The sequence below is a fragment of the Bacillus toyonensis BCT-7112 genome (genome assembly GCF_000496285.1).
Lineage (GTDB): Bacteria > Bacillota > Bacilli > Bacillales > Bacillaceae_G > Bacillus_A > Bacillus_A toyonensis.
Map to the genome: position 1 here is coordinate 1537766 of NC_022781.1, position 19548 is coordinate 1557313.

Here is a 19548-nt window from a genome sequence, read left to right on the forward strand (position 1 = left end):
ACTAGCATTTTTGTACTTTACATGTATCATCTTTTTAATATTCTAGAAATGAAATCAAATCTTTTCTAAAAAACAAAAGCAACCTTATCGGTTGCTTTTGTTTTATCCATTCTTCTTCGCCATAAAAAAGATGCGCTCTGTTTGTTCTGTCACTTCAATTCGTTCAAAGTCTCCTGTGACGCGAAGCACTGTAAATCCAGCCTCTTCAAGCCATTTCGTTAATTCTTCAACCGAATATGCTCGTTGCACGTGACATTCATCAAAACGATGATATACATCTTCTTCTGGATCTTGTACAAAGAATGTCAAATCATGTTCCACACTATTGGATTCTTCTCCAGGGAAACAGTTCCAAATAAGTGATATTTCCTCGCCATTCACTGTATATGTTTCATTTTGAAATACGTGATGTATTTTATATAAAGAGTGTACGTCGAATAAAAACAAGCCATCTTGACGTAAATGATGGAAGACTCTTCTAAACGTTTCTTGCACTCCATCTTCTTGCAATACATAGTTTAACGAATCACAAAAGATTGTTACACAATCAAATTCACCAGGAACATCAAGTTCTCTCATATCTTGTTGGTAAAAAGGAAGAAAATAACCTTCTCCTCCTAATTTCTGCTGTGCGACAGTTAACATTTCTTCTGAAAGATCTACACCAGTTAAATCATAACCTTTTCGCATAAGCGGTAGTGTTACGTTACCAGTTCCACATGCTACATCAAGAATTTTTGCCTCTTTCATGCCCGCATGCTGCAAACTTTCCTCTGTGAACTCTACCCATTTATCATACGGGACATCATTCATCAGTTCGTCATACAGTAATGCAAATTGTTCGTATTTCATTGATCTAACTCTTCAGTAATATCTTCACGTGGTACATCGCCCCATAGACGCTCTAAATTGTAGTGATCACGCTCATCTTTATGGAATACATGAGCAACCACATCACCAAGGTCTACTAATACCCAACGAGCCTCATCAAAACCTTCCATACGTTGTACATTAATTTCGAATTCATGCGCCTTCGCTTTAATTTCACGCGCAATTGCTTGCACCTGTTTATCAGAGTTTCCGTGACAAATAATGAAATAGTCTGCAATTGGTGAAATCCCTTGCATATTTAGTACAACCATATCTTCTGCTCTCTTATCATCAGCTGCTTTTGCTGCTAATACTAATAAATCTTTATCTTTCATTTAATAATTTCCTCCTTGATAACTGCATTGTATGTTTGGAATGTTAATGGATAAATCGTTTGATCTTTTTCCATTAAAAATTGAATTGTTCGCTTTAAAGCAAACAGTAACGCTTGATTTATATCTTTATATGCGAGTTTTCTCGCTTCTTCTACACCAGGAAACTTACGCCCCGGCTCAATGTAATCTGCTACATAAATCACTTTATCTAACATCGTCATTTTCTCATGACCACTTGTATGGTATGTAATAGCTTGCAAAATTTCAGAATCCGTAATGCCTACTTCTTTTTCTACTAAGTATGCCCCAACAGGTGCATGCCATAACTCTTTGTTATAGTGAAGTAGATCCTTCGGCAAACCTTCCCTCTTAATAATCTCTTCCATTTCTGAAATCGCTCTACATTTTGCATAATCATGAAAGATAGCAGCTGTTTCTGCCTTTTTCTCATCTACATCATATAAACGAGCCAGTTCAATCGCTGTTTCCATTACACCTATTGTGTGTACATAACGCTTTTCATGCATTTGTTGTTTCACAATATGAAGTGCTTCCTCACGATTCATACAACCCATTCCTCTCGATATATACCTGTACTTTTTCCGGAAGTAAATATTTGCACGTTTTCTTCTCCATATACCTCTCACGTAACAAAGAAGAAGAAACTGCAAACTCTGGAATTTCCACTTTTACAATATTATAAGGCGTATGCAATGTATAACCTGGTCTCGTAACTCCAACGAAAGTTACAAGTGTAAGTAACTTTTCAATGTTATACCACTTTGGCAAATACTCAACCATATCTCCACCAATAATAAAGTGGAACTGCACATCCGGATACTTTTCCGTTAATTGTAACATAGTGTCATACGTATAAGATGGGCCTTCTCTGTTTAGCTCTTCTAAACAAATTGAAAAGTATGCTTCTTCCTCAGTCGCAAGCTCTAACATCTTTAAACGACTTTCTACACTTGTAATATTCCGCCCTTGTTTATGTGGCGGAATTTGATTTGGCAGGAACCATACTTCTTCCAAGTCCAAAGCGTGATATACTTCATTTGCAATTAGCAAATGCCCATAATGAGGCGGATCAAATGTACCGCCAATGATGCCAATTTTCCTCAAAAGAAACGCCCCTTCCTTTTACATACAGCAACTCTCTTCCTATCAATTCGAAGAGAGTTCACTGTTAATAAAAGTTCAATTGGTTTCGCTCTCTACATCATTAAGCACTAGCAATAAAAGTACCGCATGCTAATCTTTTTATCGAGGAAGCTTAATTTGTTTATTTTCTCTTGATTCTTTATATAAAACAATTGTGCTTCCAATTACTTGAACGATTTCAGCACGTGCACCTTGTGCAAGTTCTTCTGCAACTTCACGACGATCGAATTCACAATTTTGTAGCACGCTCACTTTAAATAATTCACGAACCTCTAATGCTTCTCCAATTTGTTTCACCATATTTTCATTTACGCCGCCTTTTCCAACCTGAAAAATTGGTGTTAAATGATGTGCCTGTGCACGTAAAAATCTTTTTTGTTTTCCTGTTAACATATAATTAGCCTCCAAGCTTTCTCATTACTAATTGTTTCATTCTATCAATATTTGGCACGCGTCCTGTCCACATTTCAAATGCAAGTGCCCCTTGATAAACAAACATATCAATACCATTTTGAATGATTGCACCTTGCTCTTTTGCCTCACATAAAATTTTCGTTTCAAATGGATTATAAATTATATCTGATACAATTGTTGCTTCTTTTAACGAACAAATTTGTAATGGCGTATGTTCGACATGCGGATGCATACCTCTTGTTGTCGTCTGAATGATAATATCATAATTCCCTTGTTCTTCTGTCGCTTTTTCTAACGATAAAGCAACAGAATGAACATCAGCCGCACATGCAGCAATAAGTTCTTTCGCCTTATCGACTGTACGATTTGCTACATCAATTTCTTTCACACCTACATCAGCAAGAGAAAAATAAATAGCTCGGCTAGCACCACCAGCGCCAAGTAATAAAATACGTTTCTCTTGAAGTGGTTCACTACTAATTGACTGTAAGGCTCGGACAAAACCGATTCCATCTGTATTGTAGCCAATTAATTTTCCATCCTTATGAACCACTGTATTTACTGCACCAATTTGCCTTGCTAGTGGGTCAATCTCATCCAAATAATCCATAATAGCAACTTTGTGCGGAGTTGTTACATTAAATCCTGAAATACCTAACGCTTTTAAACCTCTTACTGCTTCCCCTAGCCCTTCTTCTACAAGAAACGCATGATAATGGGCATCCATATTCAAGTGTTCAAATGCATCGTTATGCATAACGGGCGATAATGAATGTCCAATTGGATTTCCGATTACACCATATAATTGTTTCATAAATCCCTCTCCATATTAAATTAAAGATTTACGCAATGAAACACTTACTCCTTTTGGTACGTGAGCAACAATTTTTGCTCCTGATTCGTTTACAGTAACCCATCCTAATCCAGAGAATACAACGTCCGTTTTCGGTTCACGAATATTAAACTCGTATTTCACCAGCTCAGGCATATTTTCTAATTCTTCTGGTGTTGGCGGGCTTAGTAAATCTCCGGCATGATTTTTATACAATTCATCTGCTTTCTCAAGCTTTGTACGATGAATTGTTAAACGATTTGAGAAGTGACAAGTAAACGCACGACGACCACCACTTACATAATCAAAGCGTGCCAATCCACTAAAGAATAATGTTTGTTCCTCATTTAATTGGAATACCATCGGCTTAATTTCTTTTGTTGGTGTAATAAGCTTTAAGCTTTCCTTTCCAACATAATGAGCCATTTGATGGTGGTTAATAATACCTGGCGTATCATATAAAGAAGATTCTTCGTCTAATGGAATATCAATTAAGTCAAGTGTTGTTCCTGGGAAATGAGATGTTGTAATTACATTTTCAGTCTCATCACTAAATTCTTTAATCATACGATTAATAAATGTAGATTTTCCTACATTCGTACATCCAACAACGTAAACATCTTTGCCGTCGCGATAATACTCAATAGCATCCGCTAATTCAGCAATCCCTTGTCCCTTCGCTGCACTAATTAAAAAGACATCCTCTGGCTTTAATCCTAACTGCTTTGCACTATAGCGCATCCAATGCTTTACTTTATCATGTTTTACTGACTTAGGAATTAAATCCACCTTATTTCCTACAAGTAATACTTTATTATTTCCTACAAAACGATGTAAGCCAGGTAACCAGCTACCATTAAAATCAAAAATATCTACAATCTTGACTACTAATGCATCTGACCTTCCAATTCCATTTAGAATGCGTAGGAAGTCATCATCTGTTAGCGATACATCTTGAATTTCATTGTAATGTTTCAAGCGAAAACAGCGTTGACAAATCACTTGCTCTTTTTCTAAAGATGAGGCAGGCGCATACCCAACTTCATTTTTATTTTCTGTTTGAATTTCTACACCGCAACCAATACATTTAATTGTTTCAGTCAAACTTTATTCCTCCCAGTTAATTAAACCTTTTTTCTTCATATTTTTCATAATTCTTCGTTCAATTTTCCGATTAAAGCGAGTCACCAATCCATCAGTTTGCGCTACTGGCACAACTAAGATTGTATGAAGTCCTACACGATTTCCACCAAGCACATCTGTAAGCAACTGATCCCCAATTACTACAACTTCATCCGGCTGCAGGTGCATCTCTTGTATCGCACGCTTAAATGCACGAACAAATGGTTTACGTGCACTATGAATAAATGGAATATTTAATGGATCAGCAAAGTCTTTCACACGTTGCTCATTATTATTCGAAACGACCGTTACTTGAATGCCTTGCTCTTTCATTTTTAAAAACCACTCTTCAAGTTGCGGCGTTGCATTTGGACGATCCCATTCAATTAACGTGTTATCTAAATCAGTAATAACTCCTTTAATTCCACGTTTTTTCAAATCTTCTGGTTGAACATGATATACATTTTTCACATATTCATTTGGTAAAAATAATTTCAATTTCTTTCACCTCTTTGAGGATTTTTCATAAAATTTTTCGACAACATTTTTCGATATACAACCTGTGGATAAAATTGTACACACTTTCCACATTAATTTTTCAGTCAATTTGGAATTTACTAACAATCTATACACAATTTATCCACTGTGGTATGTGGATAACCACTTGTTTGTGACTGTCATATTTTTTTGGTACATTAAATGCAACAACGAATCAATCCTTATATTATTAGGAGGTGACTCACCTTGAAAACAAAACATATGGAACAGTTATCTACTGAGTTACTCACTGAGTCTTATTATAAAGCAAAAGAACTAAAATTAAATCCCGACTTCATTTTACTTATAAAACAAGAAATTATTAGACGCTCATTAGAGGACAAGCTTGCCAAATCTTCTTGAGTACATATAGATTACTAATAACCTGTAAAAAGAGCCATCCTACGATGGCTCTCGAATAAACAAGTACTCCCATCTAGGGGGATTTCATCATTAAGCATCTTTGTCCATAACTCTTATTTACGATTATAAAATCTTCTCTTTACTTGTGAGTTAATCGAGTAGCAATTTTTTCACCGAGACGAAGTTCTTGTCCGCTCTTCAAATTCTGCACTACTTCTATCATATCTTTTTCAAACAATAATACAACTGTTGAACCAAATGTAAAGTATGCCATTTCTTCACCTTTTTGAACAGTACTTCTTTCATGCAAAAGCTCAATACTATTAACAAACATAGCCCCTACTTTTACAAGTGCCATATGTTCGCCGTCACTATTCACTTCTGTAACAGAACGATAATTTTTTGACAGTGGTTCTTTACCGTATTCCATACCAGCTGCATTTACCGGATATGATTTTCTACCGAGTACAAATCTTTCAGTCACAGCCCCAGAAAGTGGACTATGAATGCGATGATAATGACTTGGACTCAAATAAATGACCATGTATGTACCGCCTGCATATCGCTTTGCACGTTCTTCATTACCTAGCATATCCACAATTGAATAACGCTTACCTTTAATATCAAATGTTTTTGTATCCTCAATAGGACCGTGGTCAGCAAAAACACCATCAACAGGGCTAACGATACTCGATGTATCTGTATCAATACTACGCTTCCCTTCTTTTAGCCTACGCGTAAATAAGTCATGCAATGTTCTATATTCCTTCAAACCCTTTTCCATCTCATCTTGATTAATTTGAAAAACTTTCGCATATGATGGAATTATGATGGAGCTCAAACGAGATTGTGCAAATTTACGTAATATATAAGAAGTAAAGCGACCATTTGTAAGTTCTATCATAAGTCGATATAATGTACGTCGCAAATTGCGAAACCTCCTAACCAGTCTATAACTTTAGTTTTCCCTTATTTTCTTTCTATATCATATGTAAAACTGGTTCTTATTCCCACATATCATATAGAACTGTTCATTATGCAAATCGAAAACTAAGTTAAGTATGGTATTATTCTTAAATTGTTTAGCACCCTCTAATATTACAGATAGAATCCGTCATTTTCAACAGTGAACATGTATTTCTTCTTAATACAACTCGTTTTCTTTCCTTATTTACAAAAAGAAAAGCAGCCCATTTTAAAATTTGGCTGCTTGCAATGCACATTATTCTTTCGCTTTTTTCTCTTTCTCTGCTCTTACAAATTCATGGAACATTTTCATTAACGCACGCTTTTCAATTCTTGATACGTAGCTCCTTGAAATACCAAGTGCCTTCGCAATCTCCCGCTGCGTTTTCTCCTTATCAAGCCCAAGTCCAAAGCGCTTTACGATAACTTCTTTCTCTCGTTCGTCTAAAATATCGATATACTCTTTAATCTTTTCTAACTCCATACTAAGCTGAATCATATCAATTACATCTTCAGACTCAGATTTTAATATATCAATAAGCGATATTTCATTCCCCTCTTTATCTTGCCCGATCGGATCATGAAGTGAAACGTCTTTTTTCGTTTTCTTTAGTACACGTAAATGCATCAAAATTTCGTTTTCAATACAGCGTGCTGCATACGTCGCAAGCTTTGTTCCTTTCCCTGCTGAATAACTCTCAATTGCTTTAATGAGCCCAATTGTACCAATTGAAATTAAATCTTCTGCATCTTCTCCTGTGTTTTCAAATTTTTTAACGATATGAGCTACAAGCCGTAAATTATGTTCAATTAAAAGATTTCTCGCTTGAGCATCACCTTGCTCCATTAACTCTAAGTACTTTCTCTCATCATCTGATGATAACGGCTGCGGGAACGCATTGTTCTTCACATAAGAAACAAAGACAAACACTTCTCGAACCATATATCCAATTGCGGCGAATAGACTCAAACCTTTCACCTCCGCCAAAATAGTGGTCTTTATTATGTGTATGTGGGCGTGAGGTTGTTTGTGTCTGTACGATATCATTCCAATATGTTTTTACGCATAATATTTGTCTCAAAAAGCTTTGCTACATATACTTAAACAAAAGATTGGAGAGTGGAATATGAAACATTTCATTACCCTCTTGTTCATAAGTAGCTGGTAAGAGATGAACTCCTTGTACGCTCTTGCAAGCTACTTGTACTACAAGGAGGGATTATACAAATATGAAATTTGAAAGAACACGTGCTTATACAAGGCACCAACGTCAGCGTACGATGCGCCGAAAGATGATTATCGTAAAACATGCATGGGGACATACACCTAAAACAGCTGGTATTTTTGCAAAAGGAAAAATTCACTGTTCCTGTGGAATGTGCACAACAAAGTGGAGAACAGAAGGACCACCTGCTAGTGTACAAAAGTGGTTATACAAAATCGATATATACGAAGAATAAATCGTTATTTCTAAAAAAAGGTCTTCTCTCGAAGACCTTTTCCTTATTCACTCCAAATTTTCTCCCCAGTATGCGCATCAATATAACGAATTTCTCGACTACAATCGAAGGATTCTTTATGATTTTCATCCGTTGTTTGTTTATACAGTAGTACGTAGTTCGTTTCCTCTACATCATTTTCTAAAAACCATTCTAAATTCACTCGCATGGCCCCTCTGTATATTTCTAGCGCTTTTTCTTTTGTTATTTTTATTGTTGTTTCATATGTAAGTAATTCTTTTATAAATTTGCTAGACTCTCCGGAGTAGTGCATCACAGCACCATTTTCTGCATTGATATTGACTCTAAATTGGTTATACTCTGCTGGAATACCATTCACATATACGGAAAAGGTAAACCTTTCAATCCCATCTTCTGCTTCTTCACGTTCTTCCCAAAGGCGTAGATATTGTGTGACATCTGGAATAACTTGTTCCAAAAATTGAAGTGCTTTTTGTATGCATTCCTCTCTAGACAGTATTTGCTTTACTTCATTATCGTCTGTCAGTTTTATAAAACCAGTTAATTCATTGGTAGATTTATCAATCATAATGCCAACAAAATTATTATATTTTAACATCGGTAAATGCTTTTTAAAAAATTCATTCATTAAATATGGATTCTTTTCTTCTTTCTGTTTCTGTAATTCCTCTTTCGGAACAAATTTCATCCTTATTTCATAATCATTTTCCTTCTCAGCAACTTTTGTAAAATTTTCTTTATCCCAATCAAACAAATCGAATATATCATCTTGTCGAATACCTTTTTTCGGGTTTTCAACAGCTACAGTTAGAGGCAATTTATAATGATCTGTTCCAAACAAATCTTTACCTGTACTTGCATCAATAAACGCATGACTAGGTTCTGGTTCATATACGAGATGATACCCTTTTACTTCCTCACCATTTTCATATTTACATGAGGAATGTGTTAAATCTACAAATACAAGTCTCATATCTTGTCTAGCTTTCAGATTTTCTAAAACGACGTTCTCCTCAACAATTTCACTTGGCCATAACGGTTTTTTCTCAATAGCTTTTTGTCCATTATAACGAAAATGTACAACATTGCCTGAAGGATGAACTCGCACAACACACCCTGCATTCCGTAATGGGTAGCCATTCACTTCTTGCATATAATTTACTTCTTTCCACCCACGCCTGTCATCCTTAACCGTTATATATGTATAAAACTCATATCCTTCTTTTGTATATTTTTTTAAGAATGCATTTGCAATCTCTCTTGCTTTATTCTCATCTATCGCTTCCTTACCACTCGAAAAATAAATTTCATCATCTATACTAAATTCAATTAAATTACCAGTATGTCTATTCAACGTAATTTGTATCGTTCTCTCCTCATCCTCTTTATGCTCCCACCATACTAGATGATATGGGTCATCCACACCTTCTTGATCATCTACAACAAGCCTATATTCATCTGGAATGTCAATCATATGAGCCACTTGCTCTTTTCTTTCTTTATCTTTTTGATTCATCATACCTCTCCCTGCGTTACAATTTAAGGTAATTATAACAAACAAATCCAAAACTTATTAATAAAAAAAGACTAGAGAAATCTCTAGTCTTTTACTTCGTTTCACGATGTAACGTTACTCGCTTTAATCGTGGACAATATTTTTTTAGTTCGATGCGCTCGGGATTGTTTCGTTTATTTTTTTTAGAAATGTAATTACGATCACCGCACTCCGTACAAGCTAATGTAATATTTACACGCATATGTAATTCTCCTCTCTTTCAAAGATTGCAACTAAAACGTAATGATTACGATTTATATATTATATAACTTCATTCTATTTGTCAATCACACAACAAAAGGATTCTAAATAGAACCCTTTTGTTTTTAGTAATCTATCATTTTGATTAAAACGATTCGTATGTAACGAACTCGCTAATTGGCTTTCGATATCCTCTAGGACGAATTTTAGTGGTATCACTTTTCCCTATCGTAACCATTAAAACAGGTACTATATGCCCTGGCATATTCAACTCATTTTGTACTGCTTTTTCATCAAAACCAATCATTGGACACGTATCATAGCCGTAATATTTAGCAGCGTACATAAAAGTCATTGCGCTTAACGAAGCATTTCTAATCGCTTCCTCTTCCATGAAGCGCTCTCCTTTTCTTTCATATAACCCTTTCGTTTGCCTAATTGTATCTTCATATTCACATTCATCAATCATTTTTAAAACCTTCATACCAAAATAAATATTTTCAACATTTTGATACGCTCTCTTATCACCACAAACAAGCACTACAGCAGATGCACTCGCTACTTTATATTGTCCGAAAGCTAATTCTTTTAATTTTTCTTTTCGCTCTTGATCACGAATTACGACATAATGTGCATGTTGCAAATTATAACAAGAGGGGGAAAGCTTTGTTAACTCAAATATTTTTTTAAAATCCTCATCAGGGATTTCTATGCCTTGTATAAATTTCATTGCGGAACGCCTAGCAGTTGCCAATTCTTCAAAGTTCAACATATATCCTCCTTAATAACTATAAATTTAAATATACATTAATTTATACAAATGAATAAATCAAATTAAAACACTTTAAATTACAGATAATAATTATGATTTACAAAAAAAAGACAAAAAGCTGAAACAATTAGTTCATACGAAATTCACATGAATCTATTACTATAGAAGTTGTACATAGTGAATTTATTAACAATCACGTTTACTCATATAGAATCTCACTCGAAAGGAGTTGAAAGTATGAAAACTAAATATCGTTTTATGATCTCATCATTTGCTGCTTGCGCTTATATGATTTGGTATTTAGTATAAATAACAACCTCACTTGTAAATAGGAAAAGGTGTGTATATAAATGGAATATAATCAATCAACAGTTAACTACTGGAAAGCTTTTGTATTACCGTATACATTTGCTTTAGAAGAGTTAAAAACAAAATTTGAAATTATGAACCGGGAAGCTCAATTTTTAGAGGATTACAACCCGTTTGAACATATAAAAACTAGACTAAAACAACCTGAAAGTATTATAAAAAAGCTAGAGCGAAAAAACTTATTGCCAACAATTGAAAATGCTCAAACAAATTTGCAAGATATCATTGGTATTCGTATTACATGTTGCTTCGTAGAAGACATCTATCATTTAAAAGAAGTAATTCAAAAGCGTGAGGATATGGAAGTCATAGAAGTAAAAGATTATATCGCTAACCCAAAAGGAAACGGATATAAAAGTTTACACATGATTATTAAGTATCCCTTATCACTAAATTCTGGTACAAAAGATGTATTTGCAGAAATTCAGTTACGTACACTTGCAATGGACTTTTGGGCAAGTTTAGAACATAAACTTTATTATAAATATGAAGGAAATATACCTGAATATTTAAAAGATGAACTACATGATGCAGCAATGAAAGCTGAAGATCTTGATAATAAAATGGCAACCATTCGCCAAGATATTGATGACATTGAAGCATGCTCAAATCAAATTCTGTTACCACTATAAAAAAGGTTCTCTTCAAGGAGAACCTTTTTTATTTCTTCTCTATCGTGCGGACCTCTTCGATCTTCCAGGTCTCATCTTCTTTTCCAAGCGCATACTGTACTTTCTTTTGAATAGCAATTTCCCCATCTAATTCTTTTTCCTTTGTTTCAACAATGATATATCCTGCTTTACTAGCTTTCATATCTATATGTTCCAATTCAATTTTTTTATTTCCTTTTTGAAAAGCTGCTTCTTTTTGTGTTTTTAAGTCTTCGGCACTAGGTAGCTTCTTTGAAAATAACTCCATATGTTCAGCAAATTTTCGTTCATTCGTCGTCCGTACAAATGCCTCAATAACATCTTGAATAGACTGTTCTTCCTCTTTCGTTATCTGTACTTTTTCTTCAATTTTTTTCGTAGTAGGTTTTTGTTCTATATTATTCTCTTGAGGTTGACATCCAACTAGCAATAATACAAAGAATAGAAGAAAACTTAAATTCCGTAAAAAAAATCTCATCTGTCCATCTCCTAAAAAGAAAAGTGAGGCATTTTGCCTCACTTTCGTTCATAATTAGCGTCTTCCTTTATTCGGGTCGCCACCACCAACAATATCAAAGACACGTTTCGCTATATTTGTATTCTCTTGAACACCGGAGAATAAGTATTTACCTGGTCCAAATGCATATACGTTTACATCTTCACCTGTATGTCCACCTGTTGTCCACCCTGTAACCGAACGCTTATTGAAGATATCTTCAATCGCATTATCAATCTTCGTTACATCTTTTGATGGAGCTATATCATTTACAGCTTTAATTTCTTCTGGTGTTAATTGTAAATCGATATATTTTTTCAATGTTTCTTCTACATTTGCACCTTTTGCAATCTCATTTGCCATAAAGTCTGGTGTACGTTTTGCAGCTTTAATTGGATCTACTTTAAAGTTGTACTCACCATTCGCACCTAGAGATAATCCACCTGTAGCGTGGTCTGCGGTTGCAACGACTAACGTATTTTTATCTTTTTTCGCAAACTCAATCGCTGCTTTAAATGCTTTTTCAAAGTCCTCCATTTCACTCATTGCACCGACAATATCATTATCATGCCCAGCCCAGTCGATTTGACTTCCTTCAACCATTAAGAAGAAACCATCTTTGTTTTTGTTTAAACGTTCAATTGCTGCATTCGTCATTTCTTCTAGTGAAGGTGTTTTCTCATTGCGATCAATCATTTTATCTAAACCGCCTGGTGCAAATAAACCAAGGATTTGATCATTTTTATCATTTAACAATTGATCTCGATCTGTTACGTAGCTATAACCAGATTTCTTAAACTCTTCTGTAAGATTACGATCTTTTCTAACAAAGTTCTTTACACCGCCGCCAAGCATAACATCAACTTTATGCTTCCCTTTAATTTTTTCATCAAAATAATCATTTGCAATTGCGTCCATATTTTTACGGCTAATATCATGAGCACCGAAAGCAGCTGGTGTTGCATGTGTAATTTCAGAAGTCGCAACAAGTCCCGTTGATTTCCCTTTTTCTTTCGCTTGTTCAAGAACAGTTTTCACTTCTGCTTTATCATTATCAACCGCAATTGCCGCATTATATGTTTTAATCCCTGCTGACATAGCTGTTGCCGCTGATGCAGAGTCTGTAATATTTTCATGTTCATCTTCCGGATATGTTTTTTGTGTTCCTACAAGATGCTTATCAAATTCTGTAGATTCCATCTCGAATGTTTTTGGATTATCCTTCATATAACGATGAGCCGTCATATATGAAGGACCCATGCCATCTCCAATTAACACAATAACATTTTTAATCTTTGCATTGTTTCCGCTCTCATCTGCATTAACCTCACTAGAACGTGTAAAATTCCATGTTGCTACCGAAGTAACTGCTAACGACGCCACAACTGCAAATGGCCATGCTTTTTTTACAAACTTTTTCACTTTCTTGTCCCCCTAATTAGGTTATTCATTTCCCACTATCAAATTTAATAGAAGACTGTTAAGGGAAAATTAGTTATATGTAAATTTTTTGTTAACTTATGTAAATATAAGTTATAATTTGTATAAGTTTGTCTTTTCATATCAAGCATCGTTCCCTTTACAATCTAAATATAAACAAGTTGGATTCCCTTTAACGTAAACCTCTTATTTTACATTTCGAATCTATTTTTATGAAAACAAATAGAAATGTGGTGTACTTTTATGAAAATAGTAAAGCTAAATGAATCTTTCATTGTTGAATTACTCAATCTTTGCAAATCTGTTGGATGGTTACAAGATGAAATCTTTATGAAAAAACAATTCAAAATGTACCTCTCTATTGGCACACTTGTAGGTTATATTCATGAAAATAAACTCATTGCAACTGGAGGTGTATTTCCCTTTACAAGTAGCTTTTCTTCCATTGGCATGTTAATCGTTCATCCTCATTTTCAAGGACGAGGAATTGGACGTATGTTACTAGATAGCTGTTTGAAACACGCTCACTCAAAACAACCAATTGCACTTATTGCAACAAAAGCTGGCGAGCCCTTATACACATCATGCGGATTTCAAACAGTAACGACGATACATCGTTTTGAAAAACAAACTACTAAGACGAATACCGTTCAAACACAACAAGTGAAAGAAAAAGACCTTATCTCTATTACCTCTCTCGATGAAATTGTAACTGGTGCCAATCGCTCTCTACTCTACTCATTATTATTACCAAGAGCTGTACACTCTTTTAAAATTGAGAGAAATAACTGTATAGAAGCTTTTTCCTTCTGTATACAGAAAGGGAATATTTTATGTATCAATCCACTTATCGCAAAACAAGAGGAAGATGCTATTCGATTATTAAAAAAGATTTGTGAGTGTTGGCATGGTATCGTACGAATTGATGTCCCGCATTCACAATTTACATTTCGTAACTTTCTTCAAACAGACAATTTCCAAGAAACGCTCCTTTCACCTCTTATGATAAAAAATGGTAGCCAACTTCCTGGAAATCGTAATATGCTATTTGCTGTGATAGATACAGCATTATGTTAGAAAGGAGACAACTAATTGAAGCAGTTTAGCTATTTTATGGTAGGTTGTCTTACTCTTACACTATTAGTAGGATGTAGTGCAGCAGAAAAGCCAGTAGAACAAGTAAAACAAGTTAAAAATACAATTACAGCAAAACTAGCTACCGAGGAAAAAATGGTAGAAATAGACGGTCAAACGATTTACTTTAAAAAAATCGGTAATGAAAAACCACCTTTACTTATGATCCATGGATTTGGAGGATCATCAGATGGTTTCCAAAAGATTTATTCCGATTTAGCAAAAGATCATACGATTATTTCTGTAGATGCTTTAGGATTCGGGCGTTCATCTAAGCCGATGGATTTTTATTATTCTTTCCCAACTCATGCAAATTTGTATTATAAGTTAATGAAAAAACTAGGGTATGATTCATTCGCAATATTAGGGCATTCGATGGGTGGAGAAATTTCTCTTAATTTAACATATTTATACCCTGAAGCGGTTACCCACCTTATTTTAACTGACGCTACAGGTGGCCCTCATACATTCGTTCATAAACAAGGATCACCAAAGCCACAGTTGTCGACTGATTTAAGTGCCGTTTCTTCAATTGCAGATTATGATGAGAGCAAAGTGAAATTCAAGCGTAATGATGAAGAGCATTATAATAAAATGAAGTTATGGCCTAGACGACTTAAAATCAATGCAAATGAAATGAAACAACCAACTTTAATTATATGGGGAAGAAATGATAGTAGCGTTTCTTGGAAAGAAGGAGAAACGTATCACCAATTCTTAACAAACAGCACTTTACATATTATTGAAAAAGGTTATCACGCACCATTTCGCCAAGAACCACAAGAATTTGTAGGGTATGTAAAAGACTTCTTTAACAATAATCCGATCCAATTTGAAAAATAACATAAACGGGTATCTCATTTTGAGATACCCGTTTTCATATATTAAGCAGCTTGCTTTTGACGTTTTTGAGTTTTTGATCCCAATACTTTCGGGATAATGAAACCATCCATTCCAAATTTCCCAGCGTTCATACCGGAAACAAGAACAAACATAGATAAGATAACCATCTCAGGGTTCACACCGATTGACCCACTAAACATATAGGAAAAGTTCATTACAAGGCCAAAAAAGACCGCTGTTTTTGTTAAACAGCCTACAATTAAACCAATTCCAACTAAAATTTCTCCCCATGTTACAAGTGTATTAAACAAATCTACATTTGGAATTGCAAATTCTTGTAAAAATGATGCCCACCAAGATTGAACAGCCGGTTGTGCTCCTTTAGATTTTTCAATTGCACCTTGTAAATAACCCGTTGCATCGAATCCTTTTCCTTGTAGTTTACCAATTCCAGCCATTAACCATGTGTAACCAAGATATACTCGAATTACTGCTAATACAAAAGAAACTGCTTTGTTTTCTCTTAAAAATTGAATAACCATATCTTCCTCCTAAAGGTGTAATTAAGTCAGTTACAGATAATATAATAACATTAGTTACTTATTTTTCAAACGTTAATTATGAATAATTTGTGTCATACATATTAAACATTAAAAACTAACGTTTATATAGTAACTTTTATTACCTATAAAAACTTGAACATATCATACCACAGGTGATAATCATTTTCATTGAAAAAATTGTAAAAAAAATGTGTGCTAAATGTGAAACGTGTTTATTCTATATTTAAATAAACACGTCTCGCACTACTTATATAATCGAAAAGTATCGGTCTCTTCATCAATTAATCTCGCTTCTTGAAAGGCTTCTTCTAACGTTTTGTCATGGTTAATAACACTGTAAAATAAGCGTATTGTAAACATAAGCGCTGCATTCCCATCTACGCAATCTATCGACCCAATATACGATTTCGCGCCACTATATAAAAATGATTCTGCTAATTTCCCCTCCCCTAACGTGCACCCACTATTTACAATATGTGTATTATGCAATTTTGCATATTTATAAATTTCTTTCGCTCCAAAGTTCCCTCTCGGTTCATCTTGTTCGTAAATATCTTCACCTAACTCTTCCATGACAAACTTTCCTTCCTCACCATGAAAGCAAAAAACAACATAATTGATATCGTTATATAAGTTCTTTCCAGAAAGAATTTCCACGAAATCATTCGGCCTACCAATCCAATATGTCACAACTCTTGCCCCAAAATATTCAAGCGATGCTCGGATTGATTGTGCCTCTAAATCAGAATTAAAGCCAACTACTAGTGCAACATTCAACATACACCCTCCATCCTATAATTAGATCTCCTCAATCAAACTATTAAGGGATACATCCATTTTATATATACCCGTTTCTTTCAAAAAATCAGATCTAGTTAAAACGACTTTCTGTAAATATTGCCGATACGCTGTAATTGTCCCGTCGTGAGATACAATGCAAATTCTTTCCGCCCCCAGCTCATAACACCAAAGAAGAAATTCATCTACTATTTGCTGAAAACGATTCTCTGAAATAGTATTTATACCTTCCGTCCATAACTGCTTATTTGTACTTTTCGCAATCGAAAAATGTGGAAATAAATTTGTTATTATTCCTTGATCTACTATGTGATCACATGGTAATGTTTTCGCTCCTTCTCGATAAGGAAAAATACGTGGGGATGCATATGGATGAACGATTTTTTGACAAGCTACTTTCTCACTCCATATCGCCGCCGTTTGTAAAGTTCTAAGTGTAGGGCTAGCGATTAATATATCTGTTTTCTGTAATGGTACATTGAATTGAATGAATCCAGCCTGATTCCTTCCCTCATCCGTTAATGATGGATTCAACATTTGTAAACTTGCCGGCAAATCCTTTGTATGTTCTCCTTCACCGTGCCGAACAAAGACGAGTTTCATACCCATCCTCCTCTCTCCATGAAATCCTTCAACATAATTTCTTCCCTATCTCATTCATTATTCCTGCTATAAAAAAACAATATGTAAAAAGTATTTGACATAAATAACAGGAAAATATTACAATTGCATATGTAAAATACTTTTTACAAGGAAGAGGGGAATTATAAATATGAAATGGATAACCATCTTAATTGGAATGATTATATGGGGATATATAAACGGATTTTTTAGTAGTGATAAAACTGCTAATCCTTGGATTACAGATGATGAACGAGAAACAAAAATTAAACAGAAAGCAATTATTGCAAGCTGGTCCGGTGTTTTTATGTTTTGTACCATTAACCTCTTAAACAAATGGTTAGGTGTAGAAACAAACAATACATCACCTTACTTACCATCTTCTATCGCAACTATTTTAAAAGAAAATATAGAGTTACAAATTTTATTTATGCTATTTATTACGTATGGCATCTTTTACATATACTACCGAAGAAAATTAAGCGCTTAACTTTTTATCTCATGATTATCCTCCTAAATGGTTATAGTAATTAGGACGAAATGAAAGGAGCGATAGAAAAATGAGTAACTCGAATGATTTTTTAGATACACTGCATGAAAAACAAGCAAAAGATGAACAAAATAGAAAACGTCAGGGGAACGGAAACCCAGCGAAAAAGAAGCCAAATAAAACACATAAATAACAATAAAAAACCTGCCTAAAATTATCTTTTAGGCAGGTTTTTTATTCTTCTTTCACCGAGATAACATTTTCCCAATTCCATTTCTCATAATACCACTCTGGTACATCTATATTTTCAATCCACTTCATTTCATGCTTTCCATCTTTATGAGCAAGCCATACATCCGCTTTCTTACGGTCTGAACGTATCCATATTAATTGATTACTCTTATTCATGAAGAGCGGATGATAATCTCCTTGCCTATGAGGTGGCTTTGTGATTCGATGTTGTTCGTCGCTTGTACTATCGATTTCATATAAAGATGGTAGTGGTCTTTTTTCTGGTGGAGTTTCTATCCCCGCCTCTTTTGCTCGTGAAACGATAATTACGTTATCATTCTTCCATGTAAAATCCCAATCGACATATCCTTTCGGTGTAAATGTGTTCTGTTGAAGTGCTGGCAATTCTTTTACTTTTAAATGTTTATTCTCTAACGCAACTCTCCCGCTTCCTTCAATATAGGCCAATATATTGTTGGCTGGCGCCCATTTGAACCATTGTGTGTTTAATAACATTTGATCTACCTTTTCAAAACGACTACCATCTGCACGAACTAAGCAAAGCGTATTGCTATCAGCTGACCATGAAGCTGTCGGTACTGCTAAAAATGAAATCCACTTTTGATCTGGCGACCACCGAAAGCCACTTGCAACTAATGCTAGGAAATCATCATGTTCATTTGGTAATGCATACAAATGCTTCATTTTATGAGGATTCATATGTGCATCTTTTTGTACTTCATATAGCTGGGCTCCTGTCCACCCTGTTGGAAGTAAATGTGCTTCAGATGATACAAAAAACTTCTTTCCATCAGGATACCATGCATAATCTCCTACACCTGCCGATACATTTTCAAAATCTGTATTCTTTTTTTCTACATCAAATGTATTTAATGTACCTGTAAATATAAATGCAATTATATTTTCTGTTGGTGACCATTGATAATTCGATGCTTCTGAGTGAAACGGCGTAACTTTCTTTCCATCTTTCAGCCGATATAACTCAAGACTACCTTCTTTCTTTCCTTTTACATATGCCAGCCACTCTCCATCATGAGACCACTTTGGCCCTGTTATATACTCTCCTTTTGTAAGTTGTTTCTCTTTCCCCTCAACTTTAATCCAGAGGTCATGATGACGAATAAAAGCAATTTTCGCTTCATTATTTTCTGCGCTACTATTAATGATTGAACATAAAAATAAGACTAACATTGTACCAACGCTTACTATGAACCGTTTCATAATACCCCTCCATTTCCCTCATAGCATTCCTCAATGTCCACCTACAATATGTAAAAAA

Annotated in this window: 26 protein-coding genes; 7 read left to right on the top strand and 19 right to left on the bottom strand. The window is 34.7% G+C overall.

Annotated elements, in window-relative coordinates; all coding sequences use genetic code 11:
* Nucleotides 1-102: 102 nt before the first annotated feature.
* The 8 genes from BTOYO_RS07915 to BTOYO_RS07950 form a co-directional block, all read right to left on the bottom strand.
* Entirely contained in the window at nucleotides 103-852 is a 750-nt protein-coding gene (locus BTOYO_RS07915; protein WP_000873061.1) for a class I SAM-dependent methyltransferase, read from the bottom strand.
* Complete coding sequence (gene rsfS / locus BTOYO_RS07920; RefSeq protein WP_000653199.1) at nucleotides 849-1205, bottom strand: ribosome silencing factor; 357 nt, start codon at nucleotides 1203-1205, stop codon at nucleotides 849-851. Before rsfS ends, BTOYO_RS07915 begins: the two co-directional genes overlap by 4 nt.
* Nucleotides 1202-1771, bottom strand: a complete 570-nt coding sequence (gene yqeK, locus BTOYO_RS07925; RefSeq protein WP_001078254.1) for a bis(5'-nucleosyl)-tetraphosphatase (symmetrical) YqeK — start codon at nucleotides 1769-1771, stop codon at nucleotides 1202-1204. The genes rsfS and yqeK overlap by 4 nt, the downstream gene beginning before the upstream one ends.
* Nucleotides 1761-2330, bottom strand: a complete 570-nt coding sequence (locus BTOYO_RS07930; RefSeq protein ID WP_001226034.1) for a nicotinate-nucleotide adenylyltransferase — start codon at nucleotides 2328-2330, stop codon at nucleotides 1761-1763. The genes yqeK and BTOYO_RS07930 overlap by 11 nt, the downstream gene beginning before the upstream one ends.
* 138 nt (nucleotides 2331-2468) lie before the next feature.
* Nucleotides 2469-2762 (bottom strand): ribosome assembly RNA-binding protein YhbY, encoded by a 294-nt coding sequence (gene yhbY, locus BTOYO_RS07935; RefSeq protein WP_000955228.1) that lies wholly within the window; start codon nucleotides 2760-2762, stop codon nucleotides 2469-2471.
* Between the two features lie 4 nt (nucleotides 2763-2766).
* Nucleotides 2767-3597 (bottom strand): shikimate dehydrogenase, encoded by an 831-nt coding sequence (aroE, locus tag BTOYO_RS07940; protein WP_000812080.1) that lies wholly within the window; start codon nucleotides 3595-3597, stop codon nucleotides 2767-2769.
* Nucleotides 3598-3612: 15 nt separating this feature from the next.
* On the bottom strand, nucleotides 3613-4719 hold the full coding sequence (gene yqeH, locus BTOYO_RS07945; RefSeq protein WP_000140804.1) for a ribosome biogenesis GTPase YqeH: 1107 nt from the start codon (nucleotides 4717-4719) through the stop codon (nucleotides 3613-3615).
* A 3-nt stretch (nucleotides 4720-4722) separates the two neighbouring features.
* Complete coding sequence (locus tag BTOYO_RS07950; protein WP_000765312.1) at nucleotides 4723-5235, bottom strand: YqeG family HAD IIIA-type phosphatase; 513 nt, start codon at nucleotides 5233-5235, stop codon at nucleotides 4723-4725.
* Nucleotides 5236-5481: 246 nt separating this feature from the next.
* Between BTOYO_RS07950 and sda the strand changes: the two genes are divergently transcribed.
* Nucleotides 5482-5637, top strand: a complete 156-nt coding sequence (sda, locus tag BTOYO_RS07955; protein ID WP_000850093.1) for a sporulation histidine kinase inhibitor Sda — start codon at nucleotides 5482-5484, stop codon at nucleotides 5635-5637.
* Nucleotides 5638-5776: 139 nt separating this feature from the next.
* Here sda and BTOYO_RS07960 read toward each other — a convergent pair whose 3' ends face one another.
* Together BTOYO_RS07960 and sigK are read right to left on the bottom strand one after the other, a co-directional pair.
* A complete protein-coding gene (locus tag BTOYO_RS07960) occupies nucleotides 5777-6565 on the bottom strand; it encodes a phosphatidylserine decarboxylase (protein WP_001254986.1) in 789 nt (262 codons plus the stop codon).
* A gap of 294 nt (nucleotides 6566-6859) precedes the next feature.
* On the bottom strand, nucleotides 6860-7573 hold the full coding sequence (sigK, locus tag BTOYO_RS07965) for an RNA polymerase sporulation sigma factor SigK (protein WP_000051382.1): 714 nt from the start codon (nucleotides 7571-7573) through the stop codon (nucleotides 6860-6862).
* Between the two features lie 260 nt (nucleotides 7574-7833).
* On the opposite strand from sigK, the gene BTOYO_RS07970 reads away from it, so the two are divergent.
* Nucleotides 7834-8064 carry a hypothetical protein gene (locus BTOYO_RS07970; RefSeq protein ID WP_000667452.1) on the top strand — a complete coding sequence of 77 codons (231 nt, stop codon included), beginning with the start codon at nucleotides 7834-7836 and terminating at the stop codon, nucleotides 8062-8064.
* Nucleotides 8065-8107: 43 nt separating this feature from the next.
* Here the strand turns inward: BTOYO_RS07970 and BTOYO_RS07975 are convergent, their stop codons facing one another.
* The 3 genes from BTOYO_RS07975 to BTOYO_RS07985 form a co-directional block, all read right to left on the bottom strand.
* Nucleotides 8108-9604 carry a YcdB/YcdC domain-containing protein gene (locus BTOYO_RS07975; RefSeq protein ID WP_002039625.1) on the bottom strand — a complete coding sequence of 499 codons (1497 nt, stop codon included), beginning with the start codon at nucleotides 9602-9604 and terminating at the stop codon, nucleotides 8108-8110.
* Nucleotides 9605-9692: 88 nt separating this feature from the next.
* Nucleotides 9693-9842, bottom strand: a complete 150-nt coding sequence (gene rpmG / locus BTOYO_RS07980) for a 50S ribosomal protein L33 (protein WP_001265617.1) — start codon at nucleotides 9840-9842, stop codon at nucleotides 9693-9695.
* Nucleotides 9843-9986: 144 nt separating this feature from the next.
* Nucleotides 9987-10613 (bottom strand): nitroreductase family protein, encoded by a 627-nt coding sequence (locus BTOYO_RS07985; protein WP_000931468.1) that lies wholly within the window; start codon nucleotides 10611-10613, stop codon nucleotides 9987-9989.
* 350 nt (nucleotides 10614-10963) lie between these two features.
* On the opposite strand from BTOYO_RS07985, the gene BTOYO_RS07990 reads away from it, so the two are divergent.
* Nucleotides 10964-11614 (top strand): GTP pyrophosphokinase, encoded by a 651-nt coding sequence (locus BTOYO_RS07990; RefSeq protein ID WP_000456209.1) that lies wholly within the window; start codon nucleotides 10964-10966, stop codon nucleotides 11612-11614.
* Nucleotides 11615-11642: 28 nt separating this feature from the next.
* On the opposite strand, the gene BTOYO_RS07995 is transcribed toward BTOYO_RS07990, so the two are convergent.
* Both BTOYO_RS07995 and BTOYO_RS08000 read right to left on the bottom strand, forming a co-directional pair.
* A complete protein-coding gene (locus BTOYO_RS07995; protein ID WP_001210408.1) occupies nucleotides 11643-12110 on the bottom strand; it encodes a hypothetical protein in 468 nt (155 codons plus the stop codon).
* 54 nt (nucleotides 12111-12164) lie between these two features.
* On the bottom strand, nucleotides 12165-13550 hold the full coding sequence (locus BTOYO_RS08000; RefSeq protein ID WP_000714919.1) for an alkaline phosphatase: 1386 nt from the start codon (nucleotides 13548-13550) through the stop codon (nucleotides 12165-12167).
* Between the two features lie 261 nt (nucleotides 13551-13811).
* On the opposite strand from BTOYO_RS08000, the gene BTOYO_RS08005 reads away from it, so the two are divergent.
* Entirely contained in the window at nucleotides 13812-14645 is an 834-nt protein-coding gene (locus tag BTOYO_RS08005) for a GNAT family N-acetyltransferase (protein ID WP_000706708.1), read from the top strand.
* Between the two features lie 15 nt (nucleotides 14646-14660).
* Entirely contained in the window at nucleotides 14661-15545 is an 885-nt protein-coding gene (locus BTOYO_RS08010) for an alpha/beta fold hydrolase (RefSeq protein ID WP_000808868.1), read from the top strand.
* 41 nt (nucleotides 15546-15586) lie between these two features.
* On the opposite strand, the gene BTOYO_RS08015 is transcribed toward BTOYO_RS08010, so the two are convergent.
* The 3 genes from BTOYO_RS08015 to BTOYO_RS08025 form a co-directional block, all read right to left on the bottom strand.
* Nucleotides 15587-16087, bottom strand: coding sequence for a DoxX family protein (locus BTOYO_RS08015; protein WP_000236610.1), 501 nt, complete (start codon nucleotides 16085-16087; stop codon nucleotides 15587-15589).
* A 264-nt stretch (nucleotides 16088-16351) separates the two neighbouring features.
* Nucleotides 16352-16888: a hypothetical protein gene (locus BTOYO_RS08020; RefSeq protein ID WP_000935636.1), complete on the bottom strand. Its 537-nt coding sequence runs from the start codon at nucleotides 16886-16888 to the stop codon at nucleotides 16352-16354.
* Between the two features lie 18 nt (nucleotides 16889-16906).
* Entirely contained in the window at nucleotides 16907-17509 is a 603-nt protein-coding gene (locus tag BTOYO_RS08025; RefSeq protein WP_000779723.1) for a histidine phosphatase family protein, read from the bottom strand.
* A gap of 169 nt (nucleotides 17510-17678) precedes the next feature.
* Here BTOYO_RS08025 and BTOYO_RS08030 point away from each other — a divergent pair, with 169 nt between their 5' ends.
* Together BTOYO_RS08030 and BTOYO_RS08035 are read left to right on the top strand one after the other, a co-directional pair.
* Nucleotides 17679-18017 (top strand): hypothetical protein, encoded by a 339-nt coding sequence (locus BTOYO_RS08030; protein ID WP_000871278.1) that lies wholly within the window; start codon nucleotides 17679-17681, stop codon nucleotides 18015-18017.
* A 70-nt stretch (nucleotides 18018-18087) separates the two neighbouring features.
* Nucleotides 18088-18210, top strand: coding sequence for a DUF4023 domain-containing protein (locus BTOYO_RS08035; protein ID WP_000071861.1), 123 nt, complete (start codon nucleotides 18088-18090; stop codon nucleotides 18208-18210).
* Nucleotides 18211-18251: 41 nt separating this feature from the next.
* Here BTOYO_RS08035 and BTOYO_RS08040 read toward each other — a convergent pair whose 3' ends face one another.
* The gene (locus tag BTOYO_RS08040; RefSeq protein WP_000819444.1) at nucleotides 18252-19490 is read right to left on the bottom strand and encodes a TolB family protein; all 1239 of its coding nucleotides are present in this window, start codon (nucleotides 19488-19490) and stop codon (nucleotides 18252-18254) included.
* Nucleotides 19491-19548: the final 58 nt, after the last annotated feature.